This is a genomic window from Pseudoalteromonas xiamenensis (genome assembly GCF_017638925.1).
Classification (GTDB): Bacteria; Pseudomonadota; Gammaproteobacteria; order Enterobacterales; family Alteromonadaceae; genus Pseudoalteromonas; species Pseudoalteromonas xiamenensis.
The window spans coordinates 150994-167695 of the sequence record NZ_CP072135.1 but is presented as its reverse complement, the minus strand read 5'-3'; the positions used below and the strand labels follow the sequence as shown (position 1 = coordinate 167695).

14 protein-coding genes are annotated in these 16702 nt (G+C 38.3%); all 14 read right to left on the bottom strand.

Features of this window, described 5'->3' with window-relative positions; translation table 11 throughout:
• Positions 1 to 446 precede the first annotated feature (446 nt).
• The 14 genes from J5O05_RS18485 to J5O05_RS18420 all read right to left on the bottom strand — a co-directional run bounded on the left by J5O05_RS18485 (position 447) and on the right by J5O05_RS18420 (position 16651).
• Positions 447 to 2639 carry a hypothetical protein gene (locus J5O05_RS18485; protein WP_208845093.1) on the bottom strand — a complete coding sequence of 731 codons (2193 nt, stop codon included), beginning with the start codon at positions 2637 to 2639 and terminating at the stop codon, positions 447 to 449.
• Positions 2632 to 5958: a hypothetical protein gene (locus tag J5O05_RS22760; RefSeq protein WP_244370163.1), complete on the bottom strand. Its 3327-nt coding sequence runs from the start codon at positions 5956 to 5958 to the stop codon at positions 2632 to 2634. Before J5O05_RS22760 ends, J5O05_RS18485 begins: the two co-directional genes overlap by 8 nt.
• 473 nt (positions 5959 to 6431) lie before the next feature.
• Positions 6432 to 6668, bottom strand: coding sequence for a hypothetical protein (locus J5O05_RS18475; RefSeq protein WP_208845092.1), 237 nt, complete (start codon positions 6666 to 6668; stop codon positions 6432 to 6434).
• Positions 6669 to 6723: 55 nt separating this feature from the next.
• Entirely contained in the window at positions 6724 to 7101 is a 378-nt protein-coding gene (locus J5O05_RS18470; protein WP_208845091.1) for a TipAS antibiotic-recognition domain-containing protein, read from the bottom strand.
• Between the two features lie 137 nt (positions 7102 to 7238).
• Positions 7239 to 7517 (bottom strand): hypothetical protein, encoded by a 279-nt coding sequence (locus J5O05_RS18465; RefSeq protein ID WP_208845090.1) that lies wholly within the window; start codon positions 7515 to 7517, stop codon positions 7239 to 7241.
• A 330-nt stretch (positions 7518 to 7847) separates the two neighbouring features.
• Positions 7848 to 8294 (bottom strand): hypothetical protein, encoded by a 447-nt coding sequence (locus J5O05_RS18460; protein WP_208845089.1) that lies wholly within the window; start codon positions 8292 to 8294, stop codon positions 7848 to 7850.
• A gap of 214 nt (positions 8295 to 8508) precedes the next feature.
• Positions 8509 to 8784, bottom strand: coding sequence for a hypothetical protein (locus J5O05_RS18455; protein ID WP_208845088.1), 276 nt, complete (start codon positions 8782 to 8784; stop codon positions 8509 to 8511).
• Between the two features lie 117 nt (positions 8785 to 8901).
• Complete coding sequence (locus J5O05_RS18450; protein ID WP_208845087.1) at positions 8902 to 9192, bottom strand: hypothetical protein; 291 nt, start codon at positions 9190 to 9192, stop codon at positions 8902 to 8904.
• A gap of 1225 nt (positions 9193 to 10417) precedes the next feature.
• Entirely contained in the window at positions 10418 to 10906 is a 489-nt protein-coding gene (locus tag J5O05_RS18445) for a P-loop nucleotide/nucleoside kinase family protein (RefSeq protein WP_208845086.1), read from the bottom strand.
• Between the two features lie 471 nt (positions 10907 to 11377).
• Positions 11378 to 13072: an ATP-dependent nuclease gene (locus J5O05_RS18440; RefSeq protein ID WP_208845085.1), complete on the bottom strand. Its 1695-nt coding sequence runs from the start codon at positions 13070 to 13072 to the stop codon at positions 11378 to 11380.
• Between the two features lie 116 nt (positions 13073 to 13188).
• On the bottom strand, positions 13189 to 14175 hold the full coding sequence (locus J5O05_RS18435) for a hypothetical protein (protein ID WP_208845084.1): 987 nt from the start codon (positions 14173 to 14175) through the stop codon (positions 13189 to 13191).
• Positions 14176 to 14203: 28 nt separating this feature from the next.
• Positions 14204 to 14791: a hypothetical protein gene (locus tag J5O05_RS18430; protein WP_208845083.1), complete on the bottom strand. Its 588-nt coding sequence runs from the start codon at positions 14789 to 14791 to the stop codon at positions 14204 to 14206.
• A gap of 130 nt (positions 14792 to 14921) precedes the next feature.
• Complete coding sequence (locus tag J5O05_RS18425; RefSeq protein ID WP_208845082.1) at positions 14922 to 15470, bottom strand: hypothetical protein; 549 nt, start codon at positions 15468 to 15470, stop codon at positions 14922 to 14924.
• A gap of 149 nt (positions 15471 to 15619) precedes the next feature.
• Entirely contained in the window at positions 15620 to 16651 is a 1032-nt protein-coding gene (locus J5O05_RS18420; protein WP_208845081.1) for a DUF4238 domain-containing protein, read from the bottom strand.
• Positions 16652 to 16702: the final 51 nt, after the last annotated feature.

Below are 16702 nucleotides of genomic sequence, written 5' to 3'. Positions count from 1 at the left end.
CTAACGCTCTCCAAACACATAATGTGTTGGGGCTGCTTTATGCGTAATTAGCCAAAACCATCACAACGACTCATTGTCTTAGTAAACGCGTTTTAATGTGACGTTAAATGCCTATATAGACACAAACCAAAAATAGCTATAAATAGAACTACAAAATATACGTTTTTTTCGGTGACTCACCAAAACTTACGTCGCTATTTTTAAAAAATATTCTCTCTACAAATAAGATATAGAATCCAAAGTGTAAATATGAGCGTGATAATCTTTTCTTTGGGTTTCGTGAAATCAATTTTATGCCACAAAGAATTTTCTCTATTTTTAGAATTACTTACGTTGTGTTCTTTTACTTCATTTGCGTATTTTTGCAACTGCTTTTCTATTGCAGCATAGCGCAACGCAAAAATAAAAACGGTGGCCTCAGCCACCGTTTTTATTCGTCTTTAAACTTAATTCGCAACAAAGTTTAAATTATCGATATAAGCTTTATCGTTTCCACTGCTATAGACGTATTTTATTGCATATGTCCAACGGATCACGTGCTCGCCAGGTTCAATCGAAAAGCTATAAGTTGCCCAACTGTCACTTTTTCCTACATCCCGCACCTGTTCGCCATTGATAGTCACAGATAAATAATCGCCGTAACTTTCCGATGAAACCAATGCATCAAAGGTAAATGTGCCCGCAGCAAAGAATCCACGCAGTTCGACCATCGACGTCTGATCAACTGAAATAGCCCCAGAGCCAAGGGAGTAACGCCCTTGCACGCTCTTCTCTTCAGTAATACTCCAAGCCGCGTTACTTGTGCTCGGTGTCGTCATATTGCTAGGTTTTTGACCCGATTCAAAGTTTTCGCTCCATGTAGTAGTGGGTGCAGGCTTGGCCTCTGGATCATTGGGATCCGTGTGATAAAGCGACACTTCATTGCCGTCGGAAAAACCATCTCCATCCGAGTCTGAATTGACTGGTGACGTGAAGTAGGTGTTTACTTCCTCACCATCAGATAAACCATCATTATCAGTATCTTGGGACAATGGAGAGGTCAAGTGTGTATTGATTTCCGCGCCATCGCCCAATCCATCACCGTCCGTATCAAACACGTTTGGTTTGGTTGTAAACGTATACTCATCAAGTGCGCTAAGTCCATCATTGTCGTCATCACTTTGCGCATCCGAACTGTTGTTGTCGGACAAGCCAAAGGCTTGTTCCCACCAAACCGGCAGCCCATCTTGGTCATCATCAACTAAAGTTATGGTTTCAAACTCGGTATCACCTGCTGCGTCTTTAACCAAAATCAGTTTATTGCCCACCAAGTACATCTGCTTAACCGTAAACTCGATAGCAATGCGAACCAGTTCACGACGAGACTGTTTATCGACAAACACTAGTTCAGTATTTTCATCTGCTGCCACTGCTGCAACAAATTGCGCGTCGGTTTCGATAAGATCGGAAAACCCAAAGCCTAGATTGTACGACTCGGTAAGCATTTTACTATCGGTATCAGAGACGTAACCCCTCCCATTTCCCAAAATAACCTCAGTCCCATTATTGACAACTTTGATTGGTCCAACGATTGGTTTAACGATTGGTTCAACACTATTCGAATATTCATAATGAACCGAAGAAGCTACAGATGAAAGAGACCCTGTAGTTTGATCGATTTCTTGCGCAATAATGCTCTGTCCCCGTGGGCAATGATCAGTCCATGCGCTCCGATGACCCTCATCGATGATATAGTACATTCGGTTAGTATTTGCATTCCATGTAGAGAAGCTATGGCGGCCCAAAATGCAACTAGATTTATGAATATCCCAAGATGGACCATAAACAACGTCGCCGTTGCTATTGAAAACACCATCCATATATATGTAGCGTTCATTACCAAAATCATGATATCGCACAATCAGATAATCGCCAGCCGCAGTTAGCGCATCAATAGGTTTTGTGTGAAAGAGTGGAACCTCAGTTTTCCCTTCCGTTAAGTCTATATAACTAACATCACCCGAAAAATAAGCAAGGTATAAACGATTATGAGCAGCCGAATACGTCATTATGCTGATCGAATCTGTTGGATTGAACTTATCGACAAGTATTGGATTTCGGTATTGGCTCGCCGCAGTGGACCAGCGGTAAATTCTATTTTCTTCACGATTAAGCAAGTAAACCATACCTTGGTTATCGATGGCCACTTGCGTAGGCACATAGCTCGGCACACTAGCCGCATAATTACATTGTCCCGAACCATCGTCATGGCTTGCTAGCCAGCAAACCAAATCATTAGGGAACGAGTCTAAAATTAAACCACTCGTCGAATCGGCGGAACTATAGCCAGCATTCCACGCGTCCGGGTAGCCATCACCATCGGTGTCCACCGACGCCGCCGCATCAAATGGGTATGCATCGACATGATTTTGCACTCCATCACCGTCCACATCTCCATTAAGCTCATATAGATAAAAGTGACTGTTATTATCCTTTTTTGCCAAAATCACTACTCGATTATCAATTTGTGCAAAGTGAATAAATTGGCCTGGTAATTCGTCTTGTCGGATTAATACATCTTTACTATTACTTACAAAGAAATTTTTTAGAACAATTTTATCAGAGTCTTGGGTAATAATAAGATACTGTTCGTCATTCAACCATACAAGGCGTTTGAAGGGCTTCTATTTCCCTAAGTTGCTCAAGCGTTGTGGCATCAAAAATGCGACCTTTACTTTCTGCCAATTTGTTTCCACTAGGGGACAGTGATAATTCTGCATCAGGAAACCAATCAGATATGTTGGTGTTTAAGTCATCTAATGTCTCTGTAGTGGGGTTAAACTGTGCTCTAACTAGCTTGTCCCATTGGACTCGGAATAAAACATTGCGATTTTTATCCAGCGCAGCACCTGTGCTGATGTACTTACCAGCAGCAGTATGAACAACTTCACCACTGGCATTGAATATCATCAGAGGGCCTTTATTATTGCTTAACAAATAATCACCGATCGGAATCAAAGCGCCTGATCTAAGGTCTACGTTATCCGAAAATACGCGGAGTTGGTTAGGATGGTTTAGATCAATATAACCGACTGAATGGTTTTCATTCCTGTAATCTAAAGTATCCTTAAAAATTAGATAGATACGGTCGAGCTTGTCTGAGTATGCCATATCAACAATATCTAAATGAGCAAAACGGCCAACTTGAGGCAACACGATAGGGCTGATATAACCATTGCTTTCTAAAGACCAGCGGTATATTCGGTGATTTTCAGGGCTTAACATGAACAGCTCACCTGGGCGTCCGTTGGCCGTAATAGTAGGGACGTATTCTGGCACCGTAGCCGAGACGTTACACATACCGTTTCCATCATCATGACTCTCTTGCCAGCACGCCGAGTCATTCGGGAACGAGTCTAAAATTAAACCACGTGTCGAATCGGCTTCGCTATAGCCTTCATTCCAAGCATCCGGAAATCCGTCACTATCCGAATCCAATGAAGCAGCCACATCATTTGGGAATGCATCTTGAGTATTGATTACGCCGTCACCATCTGAGTCATCGTTTGCGATAAACTCGTTGATAATAAGCAAACCATTTTGATTTTCTAAAATATATAGCTTGTTACCGAGTTTAACCAACTTCACGAGCGTCCCCACTAACTCGCGAGACTCGAGTAATTCTGTGCTTGTGTTATAGCGGTTTACACGATGAACCCCATCATGATTGACCACCACAAGGTACTGATTATCTTGATACCAGTGCATATCAAGTGAGCCTTGATGATTTGTAAGTGCTTTTTCGTTTACTATATCAAACAAGACACCGGTATTGACGGCCACTAAATTGCCGTCCTCCGATAAACTCATGTCAGGTTTACTATTGCGGATATTTATCGGATAGTAATCTAACTCGCTAATTTCGCCGGACAGTAAATTTAATGATAAGCGGTCTAATAAATAACCATATTCGCTTAGTGCTAGTAGCTCGTTAGTGTGCTTATTCCATTTCAAAGCACCTATTCTATATAAATAATCGAAATTATTCTTTTCCGTCACTTCGCCATTTTTTCGATAGCTAGTTATCGAGTCGGGAGTGCTCGTGTAATCTGGAACGAGAAGATACTTTTCCGCGGCAAATAATTTTGTGTCTGCACTTACTTTGGTAAAAAACGTTTGTACGTTGTTTTCATCGAAATACTTAACTATTCCATCGCGGTTCAAAAAATACAATCGCTCTTGACCATCGACATAAGTCATCGATGTTGGAGCTACTGTTTCTAATTGATTGTGTTTACCCACAACTAATGCCGGTAAATATCGCCCTGTGCGACTGTCAAATGGGTAAACTAATGCTCGAGTGCTGTCCAGCAGATATAGTATTCCTTCCTCACTTTGCACCATATCCGTAATGTATGCAGCATTGATGAACGAGGCATAGTCACATAATCCGTCACTGTTGGCATGTTCAGCCAACCAACAAAGAGCGTCTTTTGGAAACGCATCCAGTTGCAGCGTAGTAGCAGACGCATCGGCACCCTCGTTCCAGCTATCTGGATATCCGTCTTTGTCTGCATCAAGCGACGCTTCGGGGTGTTTAGGGAATGCATCATCCGCATTAAGTACGCCATCGTTATCAACATCGTTCGAAAGCACGAGACGATGGAACATCAATCTATTGGGCGCTTTCGTTAACACTACTGCATGCTCACCCGTTATCAACATGTCGACCGGCGAGCCATTTAGCGTCACTTGATCCAGCATATTGAATTGAATACTAAATCGTGTGAACTGGGTATCACTGCCATCATGGCGTAGCATTGCCAACTCATTAGCCGCTGATACGACAAAAGTTTTTGCGCCCAGGCCAAAACCAAATTCAGTGTGAGAACTTAATTCGCTACTATATGTACCTAATGAGGTAACGATATAGTCATCAAATAAGGCGATGGCATTTAGACTCGCGTATTCACTAACGAATTCTTTGTTATGGGCTTGAATAAGACCCGTTACTGGGTCAATAGTGAACGAATCCCGAAAATTCCTCCAACCACTAATAGCATATGAAATAATCGCTCTGTTTTGACCACCGTCGACAAAGCTCGATTCAATACCGCTTCTAATATCAATAGATCGGTTATGGACGTTTTCTCCATTTTGATCCCAACCAGATAGTTTATTTTGGGTAACAAAATAAACAAACCGCCCCATAGGTAGGATATGCGCATTGTTTTCACTCAAGGTTGCAAACTGAGAACGCGTGCCTAGGCGATCGAAAGCGTCTATTTCAGCATGTTCAGCATACGAAACAAGCAACCCCATTGTATCCGAATAGGCTAAGTGCGCGACGACTTTAGCTGGATTGGGTTGATAGACCCCTACTACCTGTTCAGTCTGTCCTGATAACTCAACTATTTTTTGAACTTGAGGACTGTATATAAAGAAATTCTCTGCCGATTTCGCAACTTTTAATTCAGTATCTTGAGCTAACAAACTCAAATAACAGGCATTACCGTCACCATCTGTTGCCACAAAACACGCGCTGTCGTTTGGATACGCGTCGGCATTATCACCGACACCATCGCTGTCGGTGTCAGCAGACTCAGCAGGATCCAGTGGAAAGGCATCTTGATCGTCCGCTACGCCGTCGTTATCATCATCAGTATCCACATTATTGCCAATTCCGTCTAAATCCGTGTCGAGGGATTCCACTGGGTCGAGTGGGAAGGCATCTTGCTCGTCGGCGACGCCATCGTTATCGTCATCGGTGTCGGCATTGTTGCCGATACCGTCTTTGTCAGTATCAATCGTTTCGGTGGGGTCGGATGGAAATGCATCGTCTTTATCGAGTACACCATCTTTATCGGTATCTAATTGGGTTTGATCAATAACGGGGGATGTTGGGGTGTCAGAATCTCCACCACAACCACTTAATGCAAAAAGGATGACTGCGAGCAGCAGCGAGCGATACAGTATCATCTAAAAAATCCATTTAGTAGTTAAAATATTTGATTTAATGTAAATCGATTAAAATATTTTCGTTCTCAAAAAAGATACATACTATACAATACGCGATCAGGGTCGTATACACTTTGCGCTAATTTATTGTTTGTTAATGTAAATAGCTTGGCTTTATTGAATCTAGAATTTGATACACTTCATTTTAACCTGTCACCTTTTAGGACAGGGCCAGAACAGGAACTTTCCCTTAACATAATTTGATGTTTCTTGGTCGAACGATCTGAACGTCACAAGAACAATTCGTTCAATTTCTTATGCGCAGCTCTGGTTAGTTAATAATTGCAGCTCTGATTTCAATATCAATTACAACAAAATGGTTCATTTGCAGCTACTTTGATTCAAATAAATGAAATTTTGCTACTATCTTAGGGTCTTAACATCTAAGGGTCTCTTATGTTTTCGGTGACTAATCAAAACTTATGTCACTATTTTTAAGAAATATTTTCCCCACAAATAAGATATAGAGTCCAAAGTGTAAATATGAGCGTGATAATCTTTTCTTTGGGTTTCGTGAAATCAATTTTATGCCACCAAGAATTTTCACTATTTTTAGAATTACTTACACTGTGTTCTTCTGTTTCATTTGCGTCTTTTTGCAGCTGCTTTTCTATTGCAGCATAGCGCTCTGACCAAGCGTCTTTCTTAATATGCTCAAAAGCATCTCGCAATTCTTCTTACAGGTAGGATTGATAGTCGGGATTAATATTTAGTCACTATGCGATTTTATAAATGATTACCTGCATAACAGACAATGGCATCACCTAAATAATTAGCCATTTCAGGATGATAAGATTTATGAAATTTTTCCATATCTTCATTCTCTTTATAAAATATAGCCATACCAATATATGCTTCTTTGGATGGGATATAGAAACGGCAAGCTATTTCAAAGTGTTCTTTCATTAAGGTTTGAACAGCCTCATGTTCAACAGGAGTGTCATCAACATATCTCGCTAACTTTTTATACAGTACATCCCAATCTTGATGAACAAGTTCTCTATTAACATGTGCCCAATTATCAGTTTTTGACAAGCTAAGACTTTGCTCCTCATTCAGAGCATTTATACATTTGACTAAATATTCCTTACTCAAATTATTCACTTGTAGATATTCCTTTGTTTTTATTAAAAATCCCAAATCGAACAACGCCTATTTAAGCGAAAAAACATAGATTGAAAATTAAACCAAATAAAAACAGCCACCTATGCTTTTCCGCCTGAAGTTCTTTTTATGCTTTTTTAACCAAACACTAACCAATTTAATATGGTTTTCTGTTCAACCGTTTTTTCATTTGAACTCAAGACATAGCCTTCTTTAATGTGTTTACTTATACACTCTTCTAACTTTCCATCAGAGAGTGATTTACCAAAACCAACACCACTCCAATTAAACTCACATTTAACTGATTCGCCTTCTGAATTAATCAAAGTTGCTGTCATTGATGTACTAGCAAATGGTGGTATTAACACTTGACCAATAGCAGCAGCGACTAGAAACAATATTATTTTTGATTTCATTTGTGACCCCTTTTTATATATTGTCACTCTTGGACAAAAAATATCGCCTTAATAAACAGCGAAAAATAGCAGGCTAAACTAACCGAGGAATGAACGCAAGCCTGCTGTCTTGCGTCCACGGCTAAACTAACTCGTATGGATACAAAACCCGTCGTGTTAGGTGAATTCATGCCAATTTTTCATGGCAAAATCATCAAACGATAATTCGTATCCAGAGTTGTTCATTTCCCTATTCGCCTAACGCCTTTTTAGAATAAAAATAACATGTTACCTAAAACAAGCGACACAAGAGCAAAAGCATACTGCTCTTTTCCTAGCTTTCTCTTTGTATTATAAGCACTTAGCAGCGTAGTTTTTTATATTTAGCTTTATTGCTTTAGAGTGAAGCGCTTCACCTTGGCTGATACGGTGTTGGTTTATCTTAACAAAGTCACTTAATTTACTGTTAGAATCAGCAAAAGCATATCCGTTATAAAAAACATGTTCACCATCAATCTTAAATTGAATGATTTCACTTTTGTTACTATCAACAAAAACTAAACTATCGAAAGAGCAATATTGTTCTTTTGTGTAAGGTTGAGAATTGTCGGTTGAAATTATTGAAGATATAAGCGCTTTTAAATTATGGAAATTTTCAAATTCACCGTATACTACTGCTTTTTCCGTTTTACTATTTACCCAAAACATTCGTTCTGTTCCAGCTAATTTAGAAGAATCAAAAGCATCATTTGCCATAGAACAAAACGGAAATAGTGAAATTAACATTAGCTTCTTCATTTATACATCCTTGTTTAATTTTTAAACTGAATTTAAGTTACTTAAAACACTATAGAAACAAGCTGAAATAGTCATTTTTTTAAAAGAATAAAAACCGCTCTCGCCCTTTATTTATTATCTCACCATATTTGAACTGCACATTCATACACCACAAAAAACATTGACATATAAATTGCCGCACTAATTATCACAAAACCAATAGCTTTCGATTTACCTAAAACTTAAACAGCGTATTTGACTTTTGGTGACCATAAAGGCAAACCATCAACCATATAACAGCAATAATGAGCCAAAAATTCCAAAATATTGGTGTAAAATAAATGACATCATTTATAAGTCCATAAAAGACAATTAAGCCCATCGCTAGAAAAAAAGCGTTTGACATTGCTTCAATTTTTACCCACAAAGGGCTTTTATCTTTCCTTGTTATATACCCATAGATTTTAAATTGAATTGGAAAAATCAGTAACAAAACTAGTTGCCAGGACATAAGTTAACTCCTTTTAAACTCAACGCACCAATAAAATGCGTAAAAATGCTTAGTTAAACTTGCTTAGCGAAGTGAAACTGAGTCAAGCTATTGCAATCCCATCACTTTATTGGCTTGTTATCCGCCAACGTCTACACTACGTTTTTTGTATTTTTTAGGCAATAAAGCGTAAATAATGGAAGAAATTACTATTACCAATCCTGAGTGAATTATTTCACCCAGAGCATTTAAAGGATCTGGCTTACATTCGAACCCAAGAATATTGCAATACGTATAATTAAAAACGTAAGTAGATAAAATCCCTAGCAAAATAATTAAGACATACGAAAATATCGAATTTAATTTTATGATTGTGACTAAACCTAAAATAACTAAAGTTGGGATCCCAACACCTAATAAAAAAACCATAGATTTCTTCCTTGATCCATACGCGACTCACGTCCAAATTTAGCGTGAAAAGCCGCGTAGAGGGTTAACGTCGCAGCCAGCGCTTTTTGCTGACAATAATATTTGATTGTTATGCCGTGATACAGAGTCTAACAAAGCTAAGATAAAATACTCAGCATTATCAAGACCAATAAAAATTGAACTAACCGACCCCAACGGCTCTGAGAGTTCAATTCTGATATTTGGATTACCTGAGTAATTGTAACGTTCTACAAATTTCGACCGAGGAACAAACTCGTTATTTTTTCAACTTTAACAACATTATCTAACGGTATTACCAAAGGCTGATAAAGTCCATAGCGAATAAATAACTTATTATAAAATAAAGAAATTGGCCTTTTCGAAAATGCTCGATACTCTGCAATAAAAAATACCAAACTAAAAATCGTAAGTAATGTGACAATATTTGCCGCAAGAGGTGACCAGATGAAATGTAGCACCAGATGCATAATTGGCATTTCAAACGCGAAGAGTAAGATGAAGCCTAGCAAGTTACTTTTTGCACCGTCTTTCTGATGATAGGTAAAGTGTTGCTCACCGTTGTAATATTCTGGTTTGATGCGATTTGCTCCACATCCTCGTTTCGAAGGTCAATAGAAATGTAACAGCACTTTCACCCAAGTATTTTTTTTATTGGTTTTTCTATAGAAAAATCAGGATCTTCACACTTCCCTATTGCAGCTTTAATAGCACTATACACGGTTGAAATTGCAACAATTTCAAACACTAAGATGATAGCCAAAGAATAAATAGCAGACATTTTCTAGATAGAGCCAGATCAGTTTACTTTGCTCAGGGAACTACCGTTCAAGACAGCTAAGCTGCCTAAAACAACAGCTTTTAACAAGCCTTCTTTTTTATTTTTAGTACAGAAAAAGCAGATTATCGGTGGTACGATTAACGCATCCAATAGAAACAACCATTCTAAATTTGCGCTGCCATAATCATTTAGCCTGCTGTTTGATTGATAATACAACCCCACCATATCGAAATATAAACAAGAAATAAAAACGGAAATATTGCTCATATCGAATCATTCATAAATATCTCCGAACAGCACAATGCCGCATTGACTTGAGAACAACGCGACCACCATACCTATACCATTGTGACGTAAACACTAAAGCTGATTCAAACTAATAATACCGAGTGTTGTGAATCCATCTTAAACGCTTTGCTATGCGTATTATCCTACTCGTACCAAATTTAGATTTTCCGTCGCTGATGGTACTTCAAAATACTGGGTCACATGATGAAATACAGTCTCAGTGTCAAACATAGCTCTTTCAGGTTGTTCAACTCGGCGTTTAGCAATTTGGGATAAACATTGCTCATCCGTTAAGTCTAAATACCAAAGCTCATGCTCACTACTTATTTCGACGCATAGTGATAGAAACCAAGCTCTTTGCTTACAGGTATTAGCCGGGAAATCCATGACAACGTTAACCCCAACATTCAACAAATTTTGAACATGGCTTTTAACGAAAGGCTTGATGAGATTTGAATACTTTATGTAGTCGTCAAATGTTTGAATTTGTGAAGGATAATGAGCCGATAGCCAATCGTCTTCTGAAATAAGGACAGCATTGTTTTCAGCGGCAACTATCTTAGATTTGGTTGATTTACCGGCTCCCATCTTGCCACAGAAGAAGAACAACTTTCCCTGATTTTCCATGTTTCCTCTATTTATGCATAACGAATGATATGGACTCCCCATTCCAAGTAAAACTAGTGCTCCACTTAGCCGGAACAGACTTCCCAGCTAAACTTGCGAGGTATGGGCAAAGGAGGGCTGGCTGAAATCCGCCTAAAGTGCCTTGTTATATGCTCGCTATTTGCAAGCTAAACATTCTGATTCGTCAATTGTTGAATACTCAGCGTACCAATAATGAGAATCTTTAATTTCTCGGTACACCCAGTTATTACTTTCGTATTTTTTAGTAAACCTATTCTTTAGAAGAATAAGAGCTTCACACTTCGGTGGCCAAGAAGATTTTTCAGCGATTTGATTACCATTTTTCAACTCTTCTGCAAGCAGTGAACTTTATTCTTTGGATTTAAACACCACTTCTCCATGTGCATATAACGCCCGCATTTGCGGCTGGTTTGGAGCACAGCGGAGAACCAGTCCGACAACATGCGCTTGTTAGGCCTCGCCATTCAATTCCTCAAATTTATCAAATAGCTGCTGAAACTCTCTAAATGCACCTCTTTCAAAATTGACACACGCATGAGAAAAGTCGTTTTTGTTTCCAGAAATCTCAAATACATTGGTTTGTAGTATGTTCTCACCCTTCATATTGTACTGTTCTAAAATTTCGTTTTCGAATAAATGTTCAATAACTAGATATCGCTGAGTGAGAGATGTTTGTGTTACAAAGTCCGCTCTAAATTCAGGAACAATCAGGAGCAGTCCGAATATATTCTTGGTAAGATGCTTGCGTGAAGAAAGAGCCAAATCATGTGGGTTGAAAATTTGCCGATTCAACCCTCTAAATTGCTCATTCCCCTCTCTATCATTATCAAATAGGCCAATAATCTTTCTATCTGTAAGAGTTGATAGGTATTCAAGTGAGCGCCTTACGGTTTCTGCCGACCCAGTCCTTCTATCTTCTTCAATTTGGATTCCAGAAGATATAATTTTAAAAGGCATCGGAATCCCAGGATTTAACTTCGCCCAGGCAGTATCAAGAATTTTTTTATCTGACTTTCCTTCAGTTAGGATTATCGGCCTAGTATCCTCTGCACTTAGCTCTTCAAGAATACTCGCCAATCCCGTTTTAACTTTGTGGAAATCACTTATTAAAAGTGGATCTAGTTTTCCAAGTTCTTTGACCGCATTATTTAGGTAAAACAACTCCCCTTCATCTACTTTACTAACAAGCCTGTCGTTATGACTAATAACTAGTATTTGGCTATCTGCATGATTCTTTAACTCGTCGATAAGGTAGGATTGAAGGTCTGAGTGAATATGTGAGTCAGGTTCATCAATGAGGATTAAGCAAATACCATCGACATGCGATTCTATATATTCAATAGTGGAAAATATTTCTAGAATCTGTAGGAATCCACTCCCCATCATAGATATTTCGAGTTCTTTATGCTCTGCACACTCTGCAGTAATTCGGACATACTCATCATCTGTTCTATTTTTATTCTTAAATCGGATTTGGTATCTTTTCTGCAAGACTCTTTCAAGCCTACTTTCTAATTTATCGAACCTTTCAGAAACTCTGACTTGAGAGTTTTCAGTTTTCAAAACCTTATTTCGTAACACATCGTGCGATTTTCCAATCGATATTTTCTTTTCTATCTGCCCATTGTTATAAAATGGCTCCGACCTACCAATCGTTGAGATTGGGCGCGTCTGATAAATGAATATAGCGTTTTTGAGTGAACAGGACTTTGGTCTAACAAAATCTGCAAATCGCTCAAACTCAGAAAAACGATCAGAATTAAAAAATCTAATATATGCGTTCTTGATGCCGGGCTTTTCAAACCTAATCTTCAGTGAAAAACTTTCTTCACCTTCACGAATAGTTACAGTGATAGATGCACTTGGTGTATTTGTTTTGTACAAAAGGTCATTATCATCTACCAATCGTATCTGGTTTAGTTCTGAAAAAGGCAAGTAGTAGTTAGAAGCAGCCTTGTAAAACCTAGTCTTATCCCTTTCTTGAATAAGCCTGTCGTAGGCAAATTTCCAAAGGTTTAATGCTTCAAATATGGTGCTTTTACCTATATTGTTTTCTCCCACAATAACATTGAAATTTTCATTGCATGTATACTCAAGTTTCTTAAATGCTTTGAAGTTTTTAAGCTCTAATTTTTCTATGTACATCGAAATTCTCAATTGTGAGTGGGCCTAACGCCCTGTTAATGGGCAAAATACAGTTGGCTACAATAAGCGACGAAGGAGCAAAAGCCAACTGTATTTTGTCCTTGTTAAACAGCTTGTTATAATGATTTTTCTCGACATTTTTCTATAGTCATTAGAAACTCATTGGGTGAATCTACGCCTAAATATATGAGCTTACCCGAATTAAGCTTGATCTCAATATTTGGATTGCCAGCCAAATTGAATCTATTAACATTACCTGACCGACGTATGAAAATTGAATTAAGTTGAACTTGAGCAATTTCACTTAAAGCAATCCTTAAAGGATTCCAAACGCCATACCTCACTATAATGCTGTCCTGAAGAATTGAAATAGGCCTAATTGCAATGGCTTTATACTCTGCAATAAAAAACACTAGACCAAGAAGAGTTAAAGCCGTTGTGAAATTAGCCGCAAATGGTGACCATAAAAAATGTAACAGCAAATGCATTACGGGTAGCTCAAATAAAATGATTAAAATAAAGCCTAATTGATTGCTTTGAGCGCCATCTTTTTTATGACAGCTAAAATGACTATCTCCAGTAAAACTTTGTTGCCTTATCTTTTTAGAAAATAACGCGTATGTCCAAACTCGCGCCTCAAAAGAGAGTAAAGAGCTCATAACACCTTTACCTAGAATTTTTTCAATTGGTTTTGATATAGCCAAATCTGGATCTTGCTCTTTGGTAAGAGAAGCTTTGATTGCAAAAAATACGGTCAAAATAGTGGTGATTTCTAAAACGATAAACGCAGCTATAGCAAGATAGCGCAATGATTCAAGGTAAGACCATACAACCTTTGAACTTTCAGGAATTACAAAGCTGCCAAGCAAAATAATTAAACAGCTGTAGGCTACAGCTTTGATAGCGGCATCTTTTTTATCTTTAACAAACCAAAAGCATAAAATAGGTAAGACAACTAAACCATCGATTAGCAAAAGCCATTCTGGTTTGTCTACGCCATATCCATTAAGAATATTTGAGCTTTGATAATAAAAAGACCAGAAAACAGAAATAACTGCAAGAAATATAAACGGGATATTCTTCTTTTTAATTAAAGTTTGCACCGATACTCCTTATCGTTATAACGCCCCACTAAGGAGCGAGTAATAGTTGGCTAAAATGTGTAGCGAAGCGAAACCGAGCCAACTGTTGCGAGTCCCGCTTCAGTGGCTTGTTAGCTGTACTGTAATCCGTAACCACATATAAGCCAAAAATATTTTCTTGAACTTCAATCATAAGCTCGTTACCTACTGATTGAGAATTCCAAAATTTTTCACCGACTTTTAGATCTAACGTACCGTATTCTGCCGGAGCAATAGCCAATATATAGCTAGTCGATTTTCCTCTGCTAATTCTTTTTTCGGTTATTTCTGTATTCAAGTAGTTAGGCTCACCAACTAACATGTAAGAATTCGAGAAACCTATAACCGCGAGAAAAAAGAACATATACGTTGTCTTACGCTGGCTTCTAAAAAAATTCCTTTTATCTACAAAACTATCCCAAAGTTCAGAACGATTACGCTTTTTGTGCAAGATAAGCCCTACGATTAAACCAAATAGAGCTGTTCCTAAGGCTAGTTCGAAACCATAAAAGGTGCTGTTCACGGTTTCGATTGAAAACCAAACACCTAATATTAGGAAAATAAACCACAGAAATTGAGACGTTTTATCAGTTTTCATGAGTACAGCTAACGCCCTGTTAAGTAGTGAGGCATGCACTACAAGAGCTTCCGCAACACAGCGTAATCACTAAAACCGCTGCAAACCAAAAATGCCACGCATGCCGAATCTACTTAAACAGTTTGTTAGGTTATTTGTACCTAGTATTTAGGTTCGTGATCGTAGCCTCACCACTAGGTGGAAGCAGTGCCAGCCAGTTGTCGTTGAACAATTTAAACTTTTGCACGGAATCTTGGCTTAAAGGGCTACCATTTATTTTCATGGTCATTGAATAATTTACGTAAGCAACATCACCATCAACCGATACGTTAGCAATAGAGAACGTTGACGATTTCATTATTTCCAACAGTTTAGGTTCAGCTTTAGCAAAAAAAGCTGTCATTCTTTTATACGCATCTACATCAGTCAAGCTATTAAATTCTTGCACTCCCGATACGGAGAAAAGAGGTAATAAGTCTTTTTGGGCTTGTTCACTTTTACTTCCACCAAAAGCCCCATCAAATGCAGAACGAAATTTGTTCAACGCTTCTGGATGCAGCATGCCTGCGAGTACTGAAACATCATAAGACTTTACTGCTGAAAAATATTTTTCAGCGACTTGATGTACTTTTATCTGCTCATCTGCTTGAACTTGTAAAGATACAAATAGACTCAAAATTAAAATAAGTAAACGTCCCACTTCTACTCCTTATGATTGAACGATTTCTAACCTAACGCCCAATTAAGGTGTGAAGCACACTACCACGACACTTAATTTGACCACCTTAAACACTAAACTCAATCCAAACCCAAAATGCCAAGCGTGCTGAATCACTCTTAAATTGTTTGTTAAGCGTATTTTGTCGAGTAAAACTCTTTTTCACTGTAAGCATGGTGCTCATTCAATGATTTCCATTGCGACAATTCATATTTTACTTCGTCTGGAAGCACCAACCTTTCATGAAACAAACCAATCTTAGGGCATTGATTCACAGAAATAACATATCTGTGACTATTTTCGACAAGCATCCGGTTTATGACATTGGTTTTTTCCATACTAACCCTAGTGCCTCTAGGCAGCGGAGGTTTTTGACCAACCAACGTATACAAAAGATGCTGAGGACCCAATGGAAGAATAAGTTCAGTACCTGCATTCCCCCATCCACCTTTGAGGTCATAGCCGTCCTTCCCATAATGGTTAAGCTTGAGAACCGGATTATCAGACGTATACCAAGACTCACCCTTAGCAGGATGTAAGATTGTCCACTTGTGTTCGTGGAGATGACTAGAAACGTTAGTTAGCAAGTGCTTGATACTCCATAGCCATGAAGCCCTACCCACCAATTTCTCAACAGAAACCATCAAACCTTTATCATCTTTTGTTATTTGCAACTTCAAAGGTAATTCATCGTGAAACCTATACCCTCCCGAAGGTTCAAAACTTCTGGGAACACCTTTAGATATAGCTCTTTCAACAACATCTTTCATCATCACCTCAAACTCATCTTTGTCGTCCTTGTTGAGATGTTCAATAAATTTTTTGGGCGTTCGGAGATCTTGAAGAGCAAAAAAATTGATCAGGTTTTTATAATCGCTAGGGGTTAATTTGGAGTTTGACATTACTTTTGCGATTGATGCTTCTGCTGGAGCTTCATAGTGCTGATCAAACCATGTTTCAAGCATGTCACATTCTTCACCATCTTTCGTATTTATATAAAGATTTCGCAAGTAACCAATTCCATTTAATGGAAACGGCTTCCAAATAGGAACATTCTCATGCTGAACTAGAGTCCGATATACTTGAACCTTTCGACTTGTTGACCAGTTCTTTAGATACATAACTGGTACAAAATGATTGTCTCTTTTTTTATCCAAACTCATAACCTTCTCTAATACGCTTAACGTATTAGTATTTATGGGACACGTTGTTTG

Bases quoted from the DNA above. Each gene is read 5' to 3' on its own strand.
- J5O05_RS18455 (WP_208845088.1), bottom strand. From the start codon at position 8,784: ATGTCCTGGCAACTAGTTTTGTTACTGATTTTTCCAATTCAATTTAAA.
- J5O05_RS18445 (WP_208845086.1), bottom strand. From the start codon at position 10,906: ATGGAAAATCAGGGAAAGTTGTTCTTCTTCTGTGGCAAGATGGGAGCC.
- J5O05_RS18440 (WP_208845085.1), bottom strand. From the start codon at position 13,072: ATGTACATAGAAAAATTAGAGCTTAAAAACTTCAAAGCATTTAAGAAA.
- J5O05_RS22760 (WP_244370163.1), bottom strand. From the start codon at position 5,958: ATGATACTGTATCGCTCGCTGCTGCTCGCAGTCATCCTTTTTGCATTA.
- J5O05_RS18460 (WP_208845089.1), bottom strand. From the start codon at position 8,294: ATGAAGAAGCTAATGTTAATTTCACTATTTCCGTTTTGTTCTATGGCA.
- J5O05_RS18450 (WP_208845087.1), bottom strand. From the start codon at position 9,192: ATGGTTTTTTTATTAGGTGTTGGGATCCCAACTTTAGTTATTTTAGGT.
- J5O05_RS18430 (WP_208845083.1), bottom strand. From the start codon at position 14,791: ATGAAAACTGATAAAACGTCTCAATTTCTGTGGTTTATTTTCCTAATA.
- J5O05_RS18465 (WP_208845090.1), bottom strand. From the start codon at position 7,517: ATGAAATCAAAAATAATATTGTTTCTAGTCGCTGCTGCTATTGGTCAA.
- J5O05_RS18420 (WP_208845081.1), bottom strand. From the start codon at position 16,651: ATGAGTTTGGATAAAAAAAGAGACAATCATTTTGTACCAGTTATGTAT.